This is a genomic window from Oryzibacter oryziterrae, from assembly GCF_021864535.1.
Classification (GTDB): domain Bacteria; phylum Pseudomonadota; class Alphaproteobacteria; order Rhizobiales; family Pleomorphomonadaceae; genus Pleomorphomonas; species Pleomorphomonas oryziterrae.
In genome coordinates this window covers 59,663-75,860 of the sequence record NZ_JAKJIC010000001.1, presented here as the reverse complement: position 1 = coordinate 75,860, position 16,198 = coordinate 59,663, and the positions used below count along the sequence as shown (strand labels likewise).

Annotated in this window: 15 protein-coding genes and 1 pseudogene; 5 read left to right on the top strand and 11 right to left on the bottom strand. The window is 63.4% G+C overall.

The genetic code is table 11. The features are described from left to right. Window positions 1-49: 49 nt before the first annotated feature. Window positions 50-1,423: a TIGR03808 family TAT-translocated repetitive protein gene (locus L2I41_RS00360; protein WP_237151509.1), complete on the top strand. Its 1,374-nt coding sequence runs from the start codon at window positions 50-52 to the stop codon at window positions 1,421-1,423. A gap of 15 nt (window positions 1,424-1,438) precedes the next feature. On the opposite strand, the gene L2I41_RS00355 is transcribed toward L2I41_RS00360, so the two are convergent. The 5 genes from L2I41_RS00355 to dusB form a co-directional block, all read right to left on the bottom strand. Beyond that, window positions 1,439-2,635 (bottom strand): UbiH/UbiF family hydroxylase, encoded by a 1,197-nt coding sequence (locus L2I41_RS00355; protein WP_237151508.1) that lies wholly within the window; start codon window positions 2,633-2,635, stop codon window positions 1,439-1,441. A gap of 105 nt (window positions 2,636-2,740) precedes the next feature. After that, entirely contained in the window at window positions 2,741-3,283 is a 543-nt protein-coding gene (locus L2I41_RS00350) for a GNAT family N-acetyltransferase (protein WP_237151507.1), read from the bottom strand. Window positions 3,284-3,287: 4 nt separating this feature from the next. Beyond that, window positions 3,288-4,730 (bottom strand): nitrogen regulation protein NR(I), encoded by a 1,443-nt coding sequence (ntrC, locus tag L2I41_RS00345; RefSeq protein WP_237151506.1) that lies wholly within the window; start codon window positions 4,728-4,730, stop codon window positions 3,288-3,290. Between the two features lie 14 nt (window positions 4,731-4,744). Then, window positions 4,745-5,866, bottom strand: a complete 1,122-nt coding sequence (locus L2I41_RS00340) for a two-component system sensor histidine kinase NtrB (RefSeq protein WP_237151505.1) — start codon at window positions 5,864-5,866, stop codon at window positions 4,745-4,747. Further along, a complete protein-coding gene (gene dusB / locus L2I41_RS00335; protein ID WP_237151504.1) occupies window positions 5,863-6,921 on the bottom strand; it encodes a tRNA dihydrouridine synthase DusB in 1,059 nt (352 codons plus the stop codon). The genes L2I41_RS00340 and dusB overlap by 4 nt, the downstream gene beginning before the upstream one ends. Before the next feature lie 139 nt (window positions 6,922-7,060). Between dusB and L2I41_RS00330 the strand changes: the two genes are divergently transcribed. After that, window positions 7,061-8,305: a bifunctional 2-C-methyl-D-erythritol 4-phosphate cytidylyltransferase/2-C-methyl-D-erythritol 2,4-cyclodiphosphate synthase gene (locus tag L2I41_RS00330; RefSeq protein ID WP_390633726.1), complete on the top strand. Its 1,245-nt coding sequence runs from the start codon at window positions 7,061-7,063 to the stop codon at window positions 8,303-8,305. Continuing rightward, window positions 8,302-8,799: a CinA family protein gene (locus tag L2I41_RS00325; protein WP_237151502.1), complete on the top strand. Its 498-nt coding sequence runs from the start codon at window positions 8,302-8,304 to the stop codon at window positions 8,797-8,799. The genes L2I41_RS00330 and L2I41_RS00325 overlap by 4 nt, the downstream gene beginning before the upstream one ends. Window positions 8,800-8,858: 59 nt before the next feature. Here L2I41_RS00325 and L2I41_RS00320 read toward each other — a convergent pair whose 3' ends face one another. The 4 genes from L2I41_RS00320 to L2I41_RS00305 form a co-directional block, all read right to left on the bottom strand. After that, window positions 8,859-9,482: a LysE family translocator gene (locus L2I41_RS00320; RefSeq protein ID WP_237151501.1), complete on the bottom strand. Its 624-nt coding sequence runs from the start codon at window positions 9,480-9,482 to the stop codon at window positions 8,859-8,861. A 99-nt stretch (window positions 9,483-9,581) separates the two neighbouring features. Further along, complete coding sequence (locus L2I41_RS00315) at window positions 9,582-10,037, bottom strand: type II toxin-antitoxin system RatA family toxin (protein WP_237151500.1); 456 nt, start codon at window positions 10,035-10,037, stop codon at window positions 9,582-9,584. A 5-nt stretch (window positions 10,038-10,042) separates the two neighbouring features. Continuing rightward, window positions 10,043-11,008 carry a lipoyl synthase gene (gene lipA, locus L2I41_RS00310; RefSeq protein WP_237151499.1) on the bottom strand — a complete coding sequence of 322 codons (966 nt, stop codon included), beginning with the start codon at window positions 11,006-11,008 and terminating at the stop codon, window positions 10,043-10,045. A 210-nt stretch (window positions 11,009-11,218) separates the two neighbouring features. Continuing rightward, entirely contained in the window at window positions 11,219-12,262 is a 1,044-nt protein-coding gene (locus L2I41_RS00305; RefSeq protein WP_237151498.1) for a methyl-accepting chemotaxis protein, read from the bottom strand. Window positions 12,263-12,791: 529 nt separating this feature from the next. Here L2I41_RS00305 and L2I41_RS00300 point away from each other — a divergent pair. Beyond that, window positions 12,792-13,151, top strand: a pseudogene (locus L2I41_RS00300) (VOC family protein). A gap of 198 nt (window positions 13,152-13,349) precedes the next feature. Continuing rightward, window positions 13,350-13,532: a YegP family protein gene (locus tag L2I41_RS00295; RefSeq protein WP_237151497.1), complete on the top strand. Its 183-nt coding sequence runs from the start codon at window positions 13,350-13,352 to the stop codon at window positions 13,530-13,532. Between the two features lie 19 nt (window positions 13,533-13,551). Here L2I41_RS00295 and L2I41_RS00290 read toward each other — a convergent pair whose 3' ends face one another. Together L2I41_RS00290 and thrS are read right to left on the bottom strand one after the other, a co-directional pair. After that, window positions 13,552-14,013 (bottom strand): GNAT family N-acetyltransferase, encoded by a 462-nt coding sequence (locus L2I41_RS00290; protein WP_237151496.1) that lies wholly within the window; start codon window positions 14,011-14,013, stop codon window positions 13,552-13,554. A 188-nt stretch (window positions 14,014-14,201) separates the two neighbouring features. Continuing rightward, window positions 14,202-16,163 carry a threonine--tRNA ligase gene (gene thrS, locus L2I41_RS00285; RefSeq protein WP_237151495.1) on the bottom strand — a complete coding sequence of 654 codons (1,962 nt, stop codon included), beginning with the start codon at window positions 16,161-16,163 and terminating at the stop codon, window positions 14,202-14,204. Window positions 16,164-16,198 lie beyond the last annotated feature (35 nt).

The following is a 16,198-nucleotide window of genomic DNA, read 5'->3' as shown; positions in this document are numbered from 1 at the left end:
GGAACACTCCTTGCTCCCTGCAGTCTGACAGCTGCAGGGAGTGTTGTTCATGGACCGCCGCGCGTTCCTCTTTGGCACGGTTGCCAGCCTGGGTACGGCACTGACCGCCGTCCCGGCGCGTGCGGACATGCGTCGCGTTCAACTGGCCGACCTGCGCGGCAGCCTGCCGGCCACCGACATCGGCCTCACCGCCGGCGCTCCAGACGACCAGAGCACCACACTGCAGAAGGCGATCGACAAGGCTGCCAGCGAAGGCAAGCCGCTGTTCCTGCCGCCGGGACGCTATGAGGTTTCCAACATCCGCCTGCCCGCCCGGCTGCGCATCATCGGCATCGAGGGCGAAACGCGTCTGGTCTACACCGGCGGCGGCTATCTGTTGGCAGGCGAGGACGCAACCGGCGTCACTATCGACGGCGTCGTCTTCGACGGTGCCAACCGCGCTTTGTCCGAGGACGCCGCCGGTCTCGTCAGCTTCCGCAATGTCAGCGATCTGACCGTCGGCCGGTCCGAGGTGCTCGGCAGCGCCGGCCACGCCCTCTCCCTGCAGCAAGTGTCGGGACGCGTGTCGCAGTCGAAGTTCACCGGCGCGCGCGATGCGGGCGTCTGGTCGGTCGATGCTCACGGGCTGGAGATATCGGACAACACGGTCACCGACTGCGGCGACGGCGGCATCCTGGTCTATCGCTGGACGGTGGGCGAAGACGGCACCATCGTCTCGCGCAACCGCGTTGCCCGCATCGCGGCCAAATCGGGGGGCACAGGTCAGAATGGCAACGGCATCAATGTCTTCCGCGCTGGCGGCGTGATCCTGAGCGACAATCACGTCTCCGATTGCGCCTTCTCGGCCATCCGCGCCAACTCTGCCAGCAACGTGCAGATTGCCACCAACCAGTGCCTGCGCTCCGGCGAGACCGCGATCTATTCCGAGTTCGCCTTCGAAGGCGCCATGATCGCCAACAATGTGGTGGACACGGCCGCCGTCGGTATCTCCATCGCCAACTTCAATGAAGGCGGGCGCCTCGCCAACGTATCCGGCAACATCGTCCGCAACCTGCACAAGGGCGGCCCCTACAAGGACGAGAGCGGTCTCGACTTCGGTGTCGGCATCTATGTGGAAGCCGACACGACCGTCTCCGCCAATGTCATCGACACCGCCGCAACGCTCGGCCTGCAGCTCGGCTGGGGCCCCTACATGCGCAACGTGATCGCCAGCGGCAACATGATCCGCAAGGCCGGCACAGGCATCGGCGTGTCCGTCGTCGAAGGCGTCGGCCAGACCATGATCAGCGGCAATCTGATTGCCGACGTGCAAGCCGGCGGCATCCGCGGCATGCGCTGGGCGGACTTTGCGACCGATGAACTCGTGGAAGCGGCCAGCGGCGCCTATCCCGGCCTGATCCTCGACAAGAACAGCCTCAGCTGACCGTACAGCCGCGCCTCAGAAGATCGAGCGTGCGGCGGCGCCAAGGCCTTCGCGCATCAACAGCTTGCGGAAAGGCGGCAGGACACGGGCTGCCTCCAGGCCGATGGCGCGGACCGCCTGCACGGGCAACAGATCCGACAGCAGCGACCGATTGAGCAGGTCGACGCCATAGACCCGGCTCGCCACGTCGCGCTGGCGGGAGGACTGATAGCGATCGATGAACTCGGCGCCGCCGATCTCATCGCCGCGCCCGCGGAATCGTACGGCGATATCAGCGAGATCGCCGATGTCGCGCAGGCTGAGATTGAAGCCTTGCGCCCCGATCGGCGGGAAGCCGTGCGCCGCCTCACCGATCAGCACCACGCGACGCCCGGCAAGCGTCTCGGCCTTGAAGCCGGACATGGGCCAGCATTGGCGCGGGCTGGCAATCTTGAGACGCCCGAGCAGCGAGTGCGAACGCCGTTCGAGTTCAGTTGCGAGTGCCGCGTCGTCCAGCGCCGACAGGCGCTCGGCCACCTCGGGCTTCTCGATGCAGACCAGCGACGAGCGGCGACGGTCGAGCGGGACCAAGGTGAAGGGGCCGGTCTCCGTGTGAAACTCGGTCGAGGTATCGTTGTGCGGCCCGCTGTGCTCGAGGTTCAGAACCAGCGCCGTCTGCGGATAGCTCCAGGACTTGAGCTTGATCCCCGCCGCCTCGCGCACGAGCGACTTGCGACCATCGGCGGCCACCACCAGTCGGGCCTTGATGGTTTCGCCCCTCGATGTGGTGATCGTCGCCTGGCGCTCGCCAAGATCGATCGCCGTCATCAGCGCGGGCACCCGTCGGAGACTGTCGCCGCGGCGGGCAACTTCTTGCGCGAGACCGCCGGTCAGCGCCGTGTTCGGGACATTGTAGCCAAAGGCGTCGCGGCCGACCTCGGAGGCGTGAAAAGCCACTTCCGGGGCGCGGATGAGCCGCCGGGTGCCATCGATGAGGCGCATGGTCTTGAGCGGCGCCGCATGAGCCGACATGAGCTGCCAGGCACCCAGCCGATCCAGAAAGTCCACCGATGCGCCAAGCAGCGCCGTGGTGCGCCAATCTTCCGCCAGCGTCTCGGGGGCAATCAGGGCCACCGAAAGCCCGGCGTCGACGAGTGCAATGGCTGCCGTCAGACCGGCAGGCCCGGCGCCAACTACCGCGACATCATGGATCTGGTCTTGTTCGACGGACATCATCGGCTCCCGGAAGCAACGGACGTCTCTATGTGGCGGCAAAGCGCCCCGCGGGCAAGTCCCAAGCGGGATGGGGGAGGAGAAACGCCGACGACCACGCCCGCTTCACGCAGGATCGTCGGTTCTCAACAGCTTGCCGAACAGGACATTCTCGTATCTCTGGTCCCCCAGCGCGAACCAGTCCAGTCCCAGGCGCTCAAATCCAATGCCGTCATAGAAGGCAAGTGCCTTTTCGTTGCCGGCATAGGCCCTCAGCCAGTAGCCGGCCTCGCCGCGCTCGCGCAGGTGAGATTCGCAAGCCGCCAGCAAGCCGCGGCCGATGCCGCAACGCGCGAAACTTGAGAGGACGTAGAGCCGCTCGAGCTCCGTCGAGAAATGAGGCCTGTCAGCGCGAGCGTCGGCATGGGAAAGGCTGGCAAAACCCAGCAGCCGTTCGCCGGAAGAACAGACGAACAGGCTCCGATCGCTGGCTGCGATCTGCGCCGTCATGTCCTCAGCGGAGAAGGCCCCGAGTACATAGTCGGCAAAATCAGGCGGGATGCCGTCGCCGGCATAGGTATGCAGCCAGACGCCGATCGCCAGCGCCGCCAGCGCGGAAGCGTCCGCCGGCTCAGCACGGCGGATCGCCCAATTGACGTGCGATCGCATTCGCTTAGCGCGAGTTGCGGATCACCTGCACATCGAGATCCCGGATCTTCTTGCGCAAGGTGTTGCGGTTGACGCCGAGCAGCTCGGCGGCCTTGATCTGGTTGCCCCGCGTCGCCGCGAGCGCCGCACCGATCAGCGGATATTCCACTTCCTTGAGGATGCGGTGATAGAGGCCCGGCGGCGGCAGATTGTCCCCGAACTCGCCGAAATACTTGGCGAGGAAGCGCTCCACCGATTCCGACAGCTCTTCGTCGGCATGCACCTCTTCTTCCGGCACCGATACGGTGGGGGTCGCCAGTTCCGCTTCGATCAGGTTCACCGTGATGGTGTCCTGCGGATAGAGCGCGGCCAGACGGCGGACCAGGTTTTCCAGCTCGCGGATGTTGCCCGGCCAGCGATAGCGCTTGAGACGCTCGACGGCGGCCGGTTCGATCTGCTTGGACGGCAACCCTTCGCGCTCGGCGATGTTGAAGAAGTGGCGGACGAGATCGGGGATATCCTCGATGCGCTCGCGCAGCTGCGGCAGGCGGATCGGCACCACGTTCAGACGGAAGAACAGGTCCTCGCGGAACATGCCCTGATTGATCAGGATGCGCAGATCCTTGTTGGTCGCCGCGACGATGCGCACGTCCGTCTTGATCGGCGTGCGACCGCCGACGGTGGTGTACTCGCCCTGCTGCAGCACGCGCAGCAGACGCGTCTGCGCGTCCATGGGCATGTCGCCAATTTCGTCGAGGAAGAGCGTGCCGCCCTCGGCCTGCTCGAAGCGGCCGGCAGAGCGGGCCTGCGCGCCGGTGAAGGCGCCCTTCTCGTGGCCGAACAGCTCGCTTTCGATCAGGTCGCGCGGAATGGCCGCCATGTTGATCGGCACGAAGGGGCCGTTGCGGCGCTTGCCGTAATCGTGCAGCGCCCTGGCCACCAGCTCCTTGCCGGTGCCGCTTTCGCCGGTGATCATCACCGTGAGATCGGTCTGCATCAGGCGCGCCAGAACGCGATAGATCTCCTGCATGGCCGGCGAACGGCCGACCAGCGGCATGTTCTCGCCATTCTCGTCCGCCGCATCGAGGCGCTGCTTGCCCTTGGGCTCGGCCAGCGCACGCCCGACGATGGCGATCAGCTCCTTGAGATCGAAGGGCTTGGGCAGATATTCGTAGGCGCCCTTCTCAGACGCGCGGATCGCCGTCATGAAGGTGTTCTGGGCGCTCATCACGATCACCGGCAGATCCGGACGCGCCTTCTTGATGCGCGGCAGCAGATCGAAGGCGTTCTCATCGGGCATCACCACGTCCGTGATGACCAGATCACCATCGCCCTGACTGACCCAACGCCACAGGGTCGCGGCATTTGAGGTGAGCCGAACTTCATAGCCCGCGCGCGACAGGGCCTGGTTGAGAACCGTGCGGATCGCGGAGTCGTCGTCGGCGACGAGAATGCTGCCGGTGGGCATCGTGTGAAAACCTTTCAGTCGGCGGACTTATCGACGTAAGCGGGAAGGAGCAATCGGAACGTGGTGCGACGCGGTTGGCTGTCGCATTCGATCACGCCGCCATGGTCGCCGACAATCTTGGCAACCAGCGCGAGACCGAGCCCCGTTCCGTTGGTTTTGGTAGTCACGAAGGGATCGAACATGTGCGTCTGGATCTCGTCCGGCACGCCGGGGCCATTGTCGCGGACGCAGAATTCCAGCGGCAGGCTGACCCGCTCGCGCGTTCCGGGAATGGAGAGGCGCACGCCCGGCCTGAAGGCGGTCGTCAGGACGATTTCGGCGTCGGAGGTGTCGACCAGCGCTTCCGCGGCATTCTTGACGAGGTTGAGGAACACCTGCACCAGCTGATCGCGGTTGGCATAGACCGGCGGCAGCGAGGGATCATATTCCTCGATGATGCGGATATGCCGGGCAAAGCCACTGAGCGCCAGACGCTTCACATGCTCCAGCACGGCGTGGATATTGACCGGCTCGCGCTCGATCGGGCGTTCGTCGGAGAAGACCTCCATCCGGTCCACCAGCTTGACGATGCGGTCGGCCTCGTCGGTGATGAGCTGGGTCAGCGCCCGGTCGTCATCGGTGGCGGACTGCTCCAGAAGCTGGGCCGCACCGCGGATGCCGGACAGCGGGTTCTTGATCTCATGGGCCAGCATGGCCGCCAGCCCCGTCACGGAACGGGCAGCGCCGCGGTGGGTCAACTGCCGGTCCATCTTGTCGGCCATGGTGCGCTCCTGCAGCATGACGACGACGAAGTTGGGCTGATCGGCCGCCGGCGCGGCATAGATGTCGACGATGCGCTCGCCGCCGATGCGCGGCGTCCCCACGTCGACGCGATACTCATTGACCGACGAGCCACGCTCGCGCACCTGATCGACAAGCTGCAGCAGCGGGCTGCCGAAGGGCACGAAATGGCCGAGCGGATGGCGGCTCAGCACCGACGCAGAAGCCTGAAAGAAGCTCTGCGCCGCATCATTGGCCGAACAGACCTTGTTGGCCTCGTCGAGCAGGATCACCGGATGCGGCAGGGCATTGAGGATCAGCACCTCCCGCTCGCCGCGCGCGGCAGCGGGCCCTGTCCTGGAAGTCTGGTCCGTCATGCAGCATACCTTTCAACATCATCGGCAACGTCCCCGTCGAACCAATCAACGACGGCAGCCCTGACGGCTTCCGGGGCATCCGTGGTAAACACGCGGGCCCTCAGACCAACCGCGTCGGCGTCGTCACGCGGATAGGCATCCAGCGTCCACCCAAGATGCTTGCGAGCAATCCGGATGCCAAGTTCCTGCCCGTAGAGCGACAGCATGGCGTCATAGTGCTCCAGGAGCAGATCACGCGCCTCAAGCCGGCCGGGAGCGATCGCCTCGCCCCCCTCCCGCAATGCCTTGGCCATGCGACCGGGCATCCAGGGCCGGCCATAGGCGCCCCGCCCAACCATGACCGCATCGGCGCCGGACAAGTCCAATGCGCGCCTTGCGCTGGCCGCATCGACAATGTCGCCGTTGACCACCACGGGAATGCGCACAGCCTCGGTCACCGGCCTCACCTTGGACCAATCGGCCGAGCCTTTGTAGAACTGGTTGCGCGTGCGCCCGTGCACCGTCACCATCTGCACGCCGGCGGCCTCGGCGCGGCGCGCGAGATCGGCGGCGTTCAGCGAGTTTTCGTCCCAGCCGAGGCGCATTTTCAGCGTCACCGGCACGGAAACCGCAGCCACCACCGCTTCGATCAGCGTCAGCGCGTGATCAAGGTCGCGCATCAACGCCGAGCCGGAGTAGCCTGAAATCACGCGCTTTGCCGGACAGCCCATGTTGATGTCGATGACATCGGCACCGGCGTCTTGCGCCAGACGCGCCCCATGCTCCATCCACCGCGCCTCCCGGCCGGCAATCTGGACCACATGCACGTCGATACCCGCGCCTTCCGCTCGTGTGACCGTTTCGGGATGCCCTTCGGCCAGGGTCTCGCAGGCGACCATTTCCGACACCACCATGCCGGCGCCATAGCGCTGGGCAAGCTGGCGGAACGGCAGATCGGTCACGCCCGACATGGGCGCAAGAAATACAGGATTGGGCAGATGCACGGAGCCAAGCCGGATGCCCTCCGCCAGACGGGCTGGCGCGACAGGTATTTCCGGCGTTTCATTCATGCTCATGCGGTGGGCACCAAACAACATTGCTCACTATTTGCGCAATTGATAGCCTTACCCGAAAAAAGACGCAAGCGCCTTGCGGGACCTTTCGGGAATAACGTATCCACGATGCACATTTTTGACGCGCCTTTGCGTCGGGACCATTACAGAGCCTAAAGAACCGGCAATGATCCAAGGTAATTCAGCCGACCTCAGGCCCACCGTGGCCGTGATCCTGGTAGCTGCCGGCCGCGGCACCCGCGCGGCAGAGCCCGGAGAACCGCCAAAGCAATATCGCAAGCTCGCTGGCCGCGCCGTGCTGGCCCACACAATCGACGCCTTTCTGAACCATCCGGCTGTGGGTCTGGTCGAAGTGGTGATTCACGGCGACGATGCCAAGCTTTATCAAGACGCGGTCACCGACATCAAGGATGCCCGTGTGCTGCCGCCCGTGATCGGTGGAGCTGACCGACAAGCAAGCGTTTTCAATGGCTTGCAGGCTCTTGCACCACACGGCGCGGACCTGGTGCTGATCCATGACGCGGTGCGTCCCTTCATCTCGACGCCAACGATCGAGGCGGTCGTCGCGGCACTCGCCTCCCATCCGGCGGTGCTCTGCGGGATCCCGGTGGTGGATACGGTCAAGAAGGTCGATCACGGCGGCCTGATCGAAGCGACGGTGCCGCGGGACGGGCTCTGGCGTGCAGCGACACCGCAAGGCTTCGCCTTTGACAAGATCTTGAAAGCACATCGAAAACTCGCCGAAGACGGTGTTTCGGGCGTGACTGACGATGCGGCAGTCATGGAAATGACAGGGCAGCGTGTTCTCATGGTCAAGGGCGACGACGACAACGTGAAACTGACAACCGCACAGGACTTTGCCATGGCCGAAAAGCGTGTTCTGGCAGAGACTTACCTCCGCCTCCCCGACGTCAGATGCGGAACCGGCTATGACGTGCACGTGCTGGAACCGGGCGACGGCGTCACCCTTTGCGGGGTCTTCATCCCCCATAGCCACAAGCTGAAGGGGCATTCGGATGCGGATGTGGCACTGCATGCGCTGACGGATGCCATCCTTGGCGCGCTTGGCGATGGGGATATCGGCCAGCATTTCCCGCCGTCCGACAATCGCTGGCGGGGGGCGGCGTCGACCCTCTTCCTGGCGGATGCCGTTCGGCGTGTCCGGGAACGCGGCGGAATTATTGCACATTGTGACGTGAATATCGTCGCCGAAGCCCCGAAAGTGGGGCCGCACCGGGAGGCGATGCGGGCCAGAATCGCGGAGACCTGCGGCATTTCCATCGACCGCGTCGGCGTAAAAGCCACGACAAATGAAGGACTTGGCTTTGCCGGTCGCAGGGAAGGCATTTGCGCGATCGCCACCGCCACCATAAGGTTGCCGCTATGACCGATCTCTCCCCGCTTGAAGCCAGGGCGACCGATATCCTCGCGGCGGCGCGGACAAAGGGCCTGAAGATCGCCACCGCCGAATCCTGCACCGGCGGCCTGATCGCCGGATTGCTGACGGAAATCGCCGGTTCCTCCGACGTCTTCGAACGGGGATTCGTTACCTACTCCAATGAAGCCAAAGCGGAAATGCTGGGTGTCCCCGCCGAGCTGATCGCCGCTCGGGGTGCCGTCAGTACCGAGGTGGCACTGGCCATGGCGGAAGGCGCTCTCACCCATTCCCGCGCGGATATCGCCGTCGCCGTGACCGGAATCGCCGGCCCCGGCGGCGGGAGTGCGACAAAGCCGGTTGGTCTCGTATTCGTCGCAATCGCCTCGAAGAAGTCGGCGTCAATGTCACGGGAATGTCGCTTTGGCGCACTCGGTCGTTCCGGCGTCCGACAGGCGACGATTGCCGCCGCCCTGGAGCTGATCGAAGAGGCGCTCCGGGCCTGAGCCGAGGGCGTACCGCACGCGCCGCCCTTCGCGAGATGCGCGAGGCAGGAGCAGCCGGATCAGCGCAAGGGGGCGGTCACGATCTTGAAACCGGCATAGACGAAGGCGAGCGCCAACAGACCGTCGAACCACCGGCGCAGACGGACAAAGCCGCGCTGCACGCGAGCGGACGAGAAGAGCAGCGCATAGCTCGAAAAGATCAGGCCGCACTGCAATCCAACCGCAAGAATCACCGTCGCCAGTTCCTTGGGTGACACGCCGGCCGGCACACCGACCGAGTAGAGGGCGCCGAAGAACAGGATGGCCTTCGGATTGGTGAGATGCAGGAGCACGCCCTTCACATAGGCCTGACGTGGGCTGAGATCGGCGGCAGCCACCAAGGCCACCGCCCGCGGCGCGATGGCGCCTTTCGCGGACTTGCAGGCCAGAAAGAGGAGATAGCCGGCGCCAAAGTAGCGCAGCGCCTCCATCAGCCAGACATTGGCCAGCATGATCGCGCCAAGCCCAAGGGCCGCCGTGATCGACCAGAACAAGGAGCCGGTCAGAACGCCACCGGCGAGAGCGAGCCCGCGCGCCCGTCCCTGCGCCATCGACGTGGCGGCGATGGTCATGGTCGACGGACCAGGGCTAGCGGTGGCGAGAAATGCGGCGGAGAGGATCAGCGGCAGATTGACGGCGTCCATGCGAGCTCCGGATCATGACAGGCGGTTCTGCAGCGAAGATGCCGACCGGCTTTGCCGGCCACAAGCCCGGCCCCCTTCAATCAGGTACGCCCCGGGCGATCAGGCGGGCACGCCGTAGACCTTGTCGGCGCGGGTCTCGAAGGCCTCGGAGAACTTGCGGAAGGCACGGTCGAACATGGAGCCCATCAGCGCGCCAAGGACCTTGCTCTTGAACTCGTAGTGGATCCAGAAGCCCACGTCGCAGCTCTGTTCGCCGGTCGGTTGGAAGGTCCAGCGATTGTCCAGGAACTTGAAGGGACCATCGAGATACTCGACGACGATGGCCAGCGCCTGCCGATCGAGCTGCACCTTGGAGGTGAAGGTCTCGCGCACCGGGCCATAGCCGACCGTCATGTCGGCCACCAGAATCTCCCCTTCGGGAGTCTCGCGGCGCAGACGGACGGACAGGCGTTCGCACATGGGCACGAACTCGGGATACTTCTCGACATCGGCCACCAGGGCGAACATCTGCGCAGCGGAATGCCTGACCTTCCGCGTCGTTTCGAACTGCGGCATCCTCTTTACCCCGCCAGACCCAGCTTGGCTGCGCGATTTGCCTTGAGGCGGGCAAAGTCCTCGCCGGCGTGATGCGACGAACGCGTCAGCGGGCTCGAGGAAACCATCAGGAAGCCCTTGGTATAGGCCACCGTCTCGTAGGACTTGAACTCGTCGGGCGTCACGAACTTGATGATGGCGTGATGCTTTGAGGTGGGCTGCAGATACTGGCCGATGGTGATGAAATCCACGTCGGCCGAGCGCAGGTCGTCCATCAACTGCAGCACTTCGTTCCGCTCCTCGCCGAGGCCGACCATGATGCCGGACTTGGTGAAGATGGTGGGATCCAGCTCCTTGACCCGCTGCAGGAGGCGGATGGAGTGGAAATAGCGCGCACCGGGGCGAACCGTCAGATAGTTGGACGGAACGGTCTCCAGATTGTGGTTGAACACGTCGGGACGGGCAGCCACCACCTTTTCGAGGGCACCTTCCTTGCGCAGGAAGTCGGGCGTGAGCACCTCGATGGTGGTCAGCGGCGAGCGACGGCGGATCGCACCGATCACCTGGGCGAAATGCTCGGCACCACCGTCGGGCAGATCGTCACGATCGACCGAGGTGATGACCACATGCGACAGGCCGAGCTTCTCGACCGCAACGGCCACATTCTCCGGCTCGTCGGGATCGAGCGGCTGGGGCATGCCGGTCTTCACATTGCAGAAGGCGCAGGCGCGGGTGCAGGTGTCGCCCATGATCATCATGGTCGCGTGCTTCTTGGACCAGCACTCACCGATGTTGGGGCAGCCAGCCTCCTCGCACACCGTGAAGAGACCGTTCTCCTTCACGATGGCCTGCGTTTCCTTGTAGACGGGAGATCCGGGCGCCTTGACGCGAATCCACTCCGGCTTGCGCTGAATTGGATTGTCTGGACGGTTGACCTTCTCCGGGTGGCGCGCCTTGGGCGTCTTGTTCACATTGTCGACAAGGGTAACCATAAGCGCGCGATCCTCCGGCACACTCGAAGCCCCGCAAGCCGCGCGATCGCCGCGCTGAAGACCAAACGGGGATAGATGGCCGCCCTTCTAGCAAATCCGCCGCTTCGCCACCATAGCATTCCCGCATCGCTGGCCCGCGCTGTCAGGGCAACAACGTAGCGCACCGTTGACAGGCGATGTCGAAGAACGGGTCAGACGCCGTGCGCGCACTCAGCGCAGGGCGTCGAAGTTCTGCACGATGACGCCCCGCCAACCGAGGCCTTGATAGGTCTCGTAGCCCGGCGTCAGGTGATGGGCGATGAGCTGGCTGCCATTGCGGAAAGACCAGCCGCTGACGTCCCGGCCGAGATTGTCGATACGCTCCGTCAGCACACCACGACCATCCGAGGCGGCGAGGATGCGTCCACCGCGGTCGACGATCAGCACACGGCTGTTCTCACGCTCCTCATCCGACAGGCGCACGCCCCTCACGATGGTGTCGGCCTGCGGCTCCCAATCGAAGTGAATGGCGAGCAGTCCGATCGGACGACCGCTGGCTTCGCCACCGACGCGGACCGGCGTTGCATAGGTTGCGACAAGGGCATTGCCCAGAATGGGCTCGCGCGCCACGTCTTCGGCATGAAAATCATCGCCGCTGCGCAAGCCGATGCCCGACTTGAACCACGGACGACTGGCGACATTGGTGCCGATGGCGGGATAGCGGTTGTTGCGGCCGGAGGCCACCACGTTGCCATTGAGATCGCAGAGCCACAGGTCGAGATAGACGGTATAGGCGCGGAGGATGACATCCAGCCGCCGGGCGGCATGGTTGAAGGCATCCTCCGACGGCGAGCTCAGGGCATCGACAAAAGCGGAATCGGTGGCCCACCAGCGCACGTCGCAGGTGCGTTCGTAGAGATTGCGGTCGACGATCTCGATGGCATTGAGCGCCAGATCGACGAGACGCTGGCCCTGGGACCCCTCGCTCATTTCCTGGACGAGCGTGGAGATCTGGCCGATCTCGTTGGCAAGCTCGGCCTCAAGAGCTGTCGACAGCTTCTCGACTTCCTCGGAGATGCCACGCACTTCCTGACTGACGACGGCAAAGCCCCGCCCGGCCGCCCCGGCACGCTCGGCCTCGATCAAGGCATTCAGGGCGAGAATGCGCATGCGTCGGTTGATGGCCCTGATCTGGCCAACCTTGGAAAAGGTGATCTCCTGAACAGCTTCCGACTTCGTCGAGATATCACGGATCGATACGTTGGACGCAGCCATCTGTCACCGCCTCACAGTTCTTGGACTTGTCGGCATTCTATCGTGAATCGCTAATATTTCATGTATAATTATAACAATATGACAGCAATTTGGGTTTTCTATTTTGCGGAAACAAGCAACAAATGCATAAAAAGTATGCACACTGCGACGATTAATTCATACTGGAAAGCAACAGAGCGAATTACATGCTCCATGTTTAATCAAACAGGGGGCGACCAAAGTTGAGCTATCCGCCGCCGAAGATCCTGCACGCCACTTTCACCCCATAACGGGCAAAGCTATCCATGGGTGTGTTGCGTCTGGTTTGGCCGGTCCCGCAAGGCTGAGGGGGTCGCTCAGGCAGATGGTTCTGCTGATACGAACTAGGCCTGTCGCCGATGACATTGAGTGAATGGCAGACTTGGGTGAATGCGGGGAGACACGGAGGTTAGCACCGGCCCGGACGGAATGGCGCCCCGCAAACCGACACGGCAATGCACATTGTGCAGCGAGCTACGCATAACCTTCACAAGAAACAAGGGAGAAAGACATGCCTAAGGCAGTGGGTATCGGCGGTATCTTCTTCCGGGCAAAAGATCCGGAAGCTTTGGCCGAATGATACCAAACACATCTCGGCATTGACGACATGCACAAGTCTGCCTGGCAGCAAGAGGCAGGGATGACGATCTTCGGCCCCTTTTCAAAGGATACCGACTACTTCGGCCGGGCGGAGCAGCAGTGGATGATAAACTTCAGGGTCGATGATCTTGATGGGTTGCTGGCTGACCTCACGGCGAGCGGTGTTGCCGTGGAAACCCGCGCCGAGAGGAACTCCGAAATCGGGCGCTTCGCGCGCATCCAGGACCCCGAAGGCAATCCCGTGGAACTATGGGAGCCAGTGAAGGTTTAATGCGTCCAGCGCAAGCCGACGATGGCAGCGCCCTTGATTGGACGGCCTGCAAGCGGAAGGCGGCACAGGAACACCGCAATGGTCCACACAGCCCCCTCGGCAGGTACAACCAAAATGCATACCAAGAATTGCATGCAATTTGTAGAACTCCTTTCGCGGTGTGAATAGTTTGCCTCACGCAGCAACAAGGAGGACACCATGTCCACGTGCAAGGATGCGAATGGAGACGTCTGGGAAATCTATCAGGCAGCCGACGGCTGGCGCTGGCGCCGAACGGCGCCAAACGGCCGGATCGTAGGCTCGTCCTCGCAAGGCTATTCGAACAAGGCAGACTGCATCGAAAACGCCAAGCGGAACGGCATGGGTTGCACTCCGGCGTGACCGGAAGCCTCTTCGGCGGTCAACGCTGAAGAGGCGCCCCGTCCAGCCGCTTCTGCATGAAATAGCGCGCTCCGCCCCTGGGGTGATCCAGGATCTCGCCACAGCAGACAAAGCCGTGCTTTTCGTAGAAGGGGCGCGCCTGGAAGATATAGGTGTCGAGCCAGATGCCGATGCAGCCGCGCCGGCGCGCTTCCGCTTCGGCCATGGCGATCAGCCTGGAGCCGAAGCCCTGGCGCCGCATCTCCTTGGGAATCACGAAGAGATCGATGTAGAGCCAGTCGTAGCCCGACGAGCCGACCATGCCGCCGATGGCTTCGCCGCTCTCGGGATGGCGGACCACGAGATTGAACGGTGTATACCGCGCCGGCCCGCCGGCTTCCTCGTTATAGGCTATCAGGCGCGCGAGAATGGCCGCTTCGTCGGCCGGCGACGGCTCCGAAAGGATCTCGATCACGGGTTCAAAGCGGGTCTCGTCCATCATGTCTCACACCATTTCGCCCAGATGCTGACGCATGGGCTCAATGAAGAAATTTCGAATTTCTCATTTGCATCAGAGGCATGAGAAATTCGAAAGCGGAATGCCAAGGGTCATTTTCAATGACACTTGGCATCACAAAAACAAAACGGCCCGGAGGACATGCCACCGGGCCGAAGGACAGGGAAGGATCGTCAGCCGACGCGCTTCAGATCCGGCGGGATGATGTCGGCGGCCACCATGGCGCAAGCGTCATCCAGCGTCATCGACTTGGGCGTCTGCGAGCCCAGGGTGCGGACGTTGACGGTAGCTTCTTCCGCCTCGCGCTTGCCGCAGACGAAGATCAGCGGGATCTTGGCCAGCGAATGCTCGCGGACCTTGTAGTTGATCTTCTCGTTCCTCAGATCGATCTCGGCCTTCACGCCCATCTTGATCAGGCGGTCGTAGACCTGCTGGGCATAGTCGTCCGCATCGGAGGTGATGGTGGTGACCATGACCTGCGAGGGGGCGAACCACAGCGGGAAGTGACCGGCGAAGTTCTCGATGAGAATGCCGAGGAAGCGCTCCATGGAGCCGCAGATGGCGCGGTGAATCATCACCGGCGTCTTCTTGGTGCCGTCCGCATCCACATAGAAGGCGCCGAAGCGCTCCGGCAGGTTGAAGTCGACCTGCGTGGTGCCGCACTGCCATTCGCGACCGATGGCGTCCTTCAGCGTATACTCGAACTTCGGTCCGTAGAAGGCGCCCTCGCCCGGGTTGATGCCGGTCTTGATGCGGCCGCCCGAACGCTCGGCGATCTCGTTCAGAACCTTGGTCATCACCTCTTCGGCGTGATCCCACAGGTCATCCGAGCCGACGCGCTTTTCCGGACGGGTCGACAGCTTGACCATGACTTCCTTGAAGCCGAAGTCCTCGTAGACCGACAGGATGAGGTCGTTGATCTTGTGGCACTCGGCGGCCATGTCGGCCTCGGTGCAGAAGATATGCGCGTCGTCCTGCGTGAAGCCGCGCACGCGCATGATGCCGTGCATGGCGCCCGAAGGCTCGTAACGGTGTACGATGCCGAACTCGGCCATGCGGATCGGCAGGTCGCGATAGGACTTGAGGCCGTGCTTGAAGATCTGGATGTGGCCGGGGCAGTTCATCGGCTTCAGCGCGAAGATGCGCTTGTCCTCGGCCTCCTCGCCCGCCGACTGAACGGCGAACATGTTCTCCTTGTACCAGCCCCAGTGACCGGAGGTCTCCCACAGCACCTTGTCGAGCACCTGCGGGCCGTTGACCTCCTGATAGGCGCCGGCGAGACGGCGGCGCATGTAGGCGATCAGCGACTGGAACATCGACCAGCCCTTGGCATGCCAGAACACCACGCCCGGACCTTCCTCCTGGAAGTGGAACAGGTCCATCTCGCGGCCGAGGCGGCGATGATCGCGCTTCTCGGCCTCTTCGAGCATGGTGAGATAGGCCTTGAGATCCTCTTCCGTGTGCCAGGCGGTGGCATAGATGCGGGTCAGCATCTCGCGGTTGGAATCACCGCGCCAATAGGCGCCCGCCACCTTCATCAGCTTGAAGGCGCTCCCGATCTTGCCGGTGGAGACCATGTGCGGTCCACGGCAGAGGTCCATCCAGTCGCCCTGGGCATACATCTTGATCGACTGGTCGGCGGAAATGGCGTCGACGAGCTCGACCTTGAAGGCCTCGCCCTTCTTCTCGAACCAGTCCTTGGCCTGATCGCGGCTCCAGACCTGCTTGGTGAACGGCTTGTCGCGCGCGATGATCTCGCGCATCTTCGCCTCGATCTTCGGCAGATCGTCCGGAGTGAACGGACCTTCGGGGCGATAGAAATCGTAATAGAAGCCGTTCTCGATCACCGGACCGATGGTCACCTGCGTACCGGGGAACAGCTCCTGCACCGCTTCCGCCATCACATGGGCTGCGTCGTGGCGGATCAGCTCGAGCGCGCGCGGGTCATCGCGCGTCACGATCTCAAGCTTGGCATCGGTGGTGATGGGGTCATGCAGATCGCTCAGCGCTCCATCGAGCGCCATGGCGACGGCCTTCTTGGCGAGGGATTTGGAGATGCCCGAGGCAATCTCGAAGCCGGTGATGCCGGGAGCGAACTCGCGCACCGAGCCATCGGGAAAAGTCACGTGGATCATGGTCAGTCCTTTGTTGCTCACTCCCGCCGACGAGT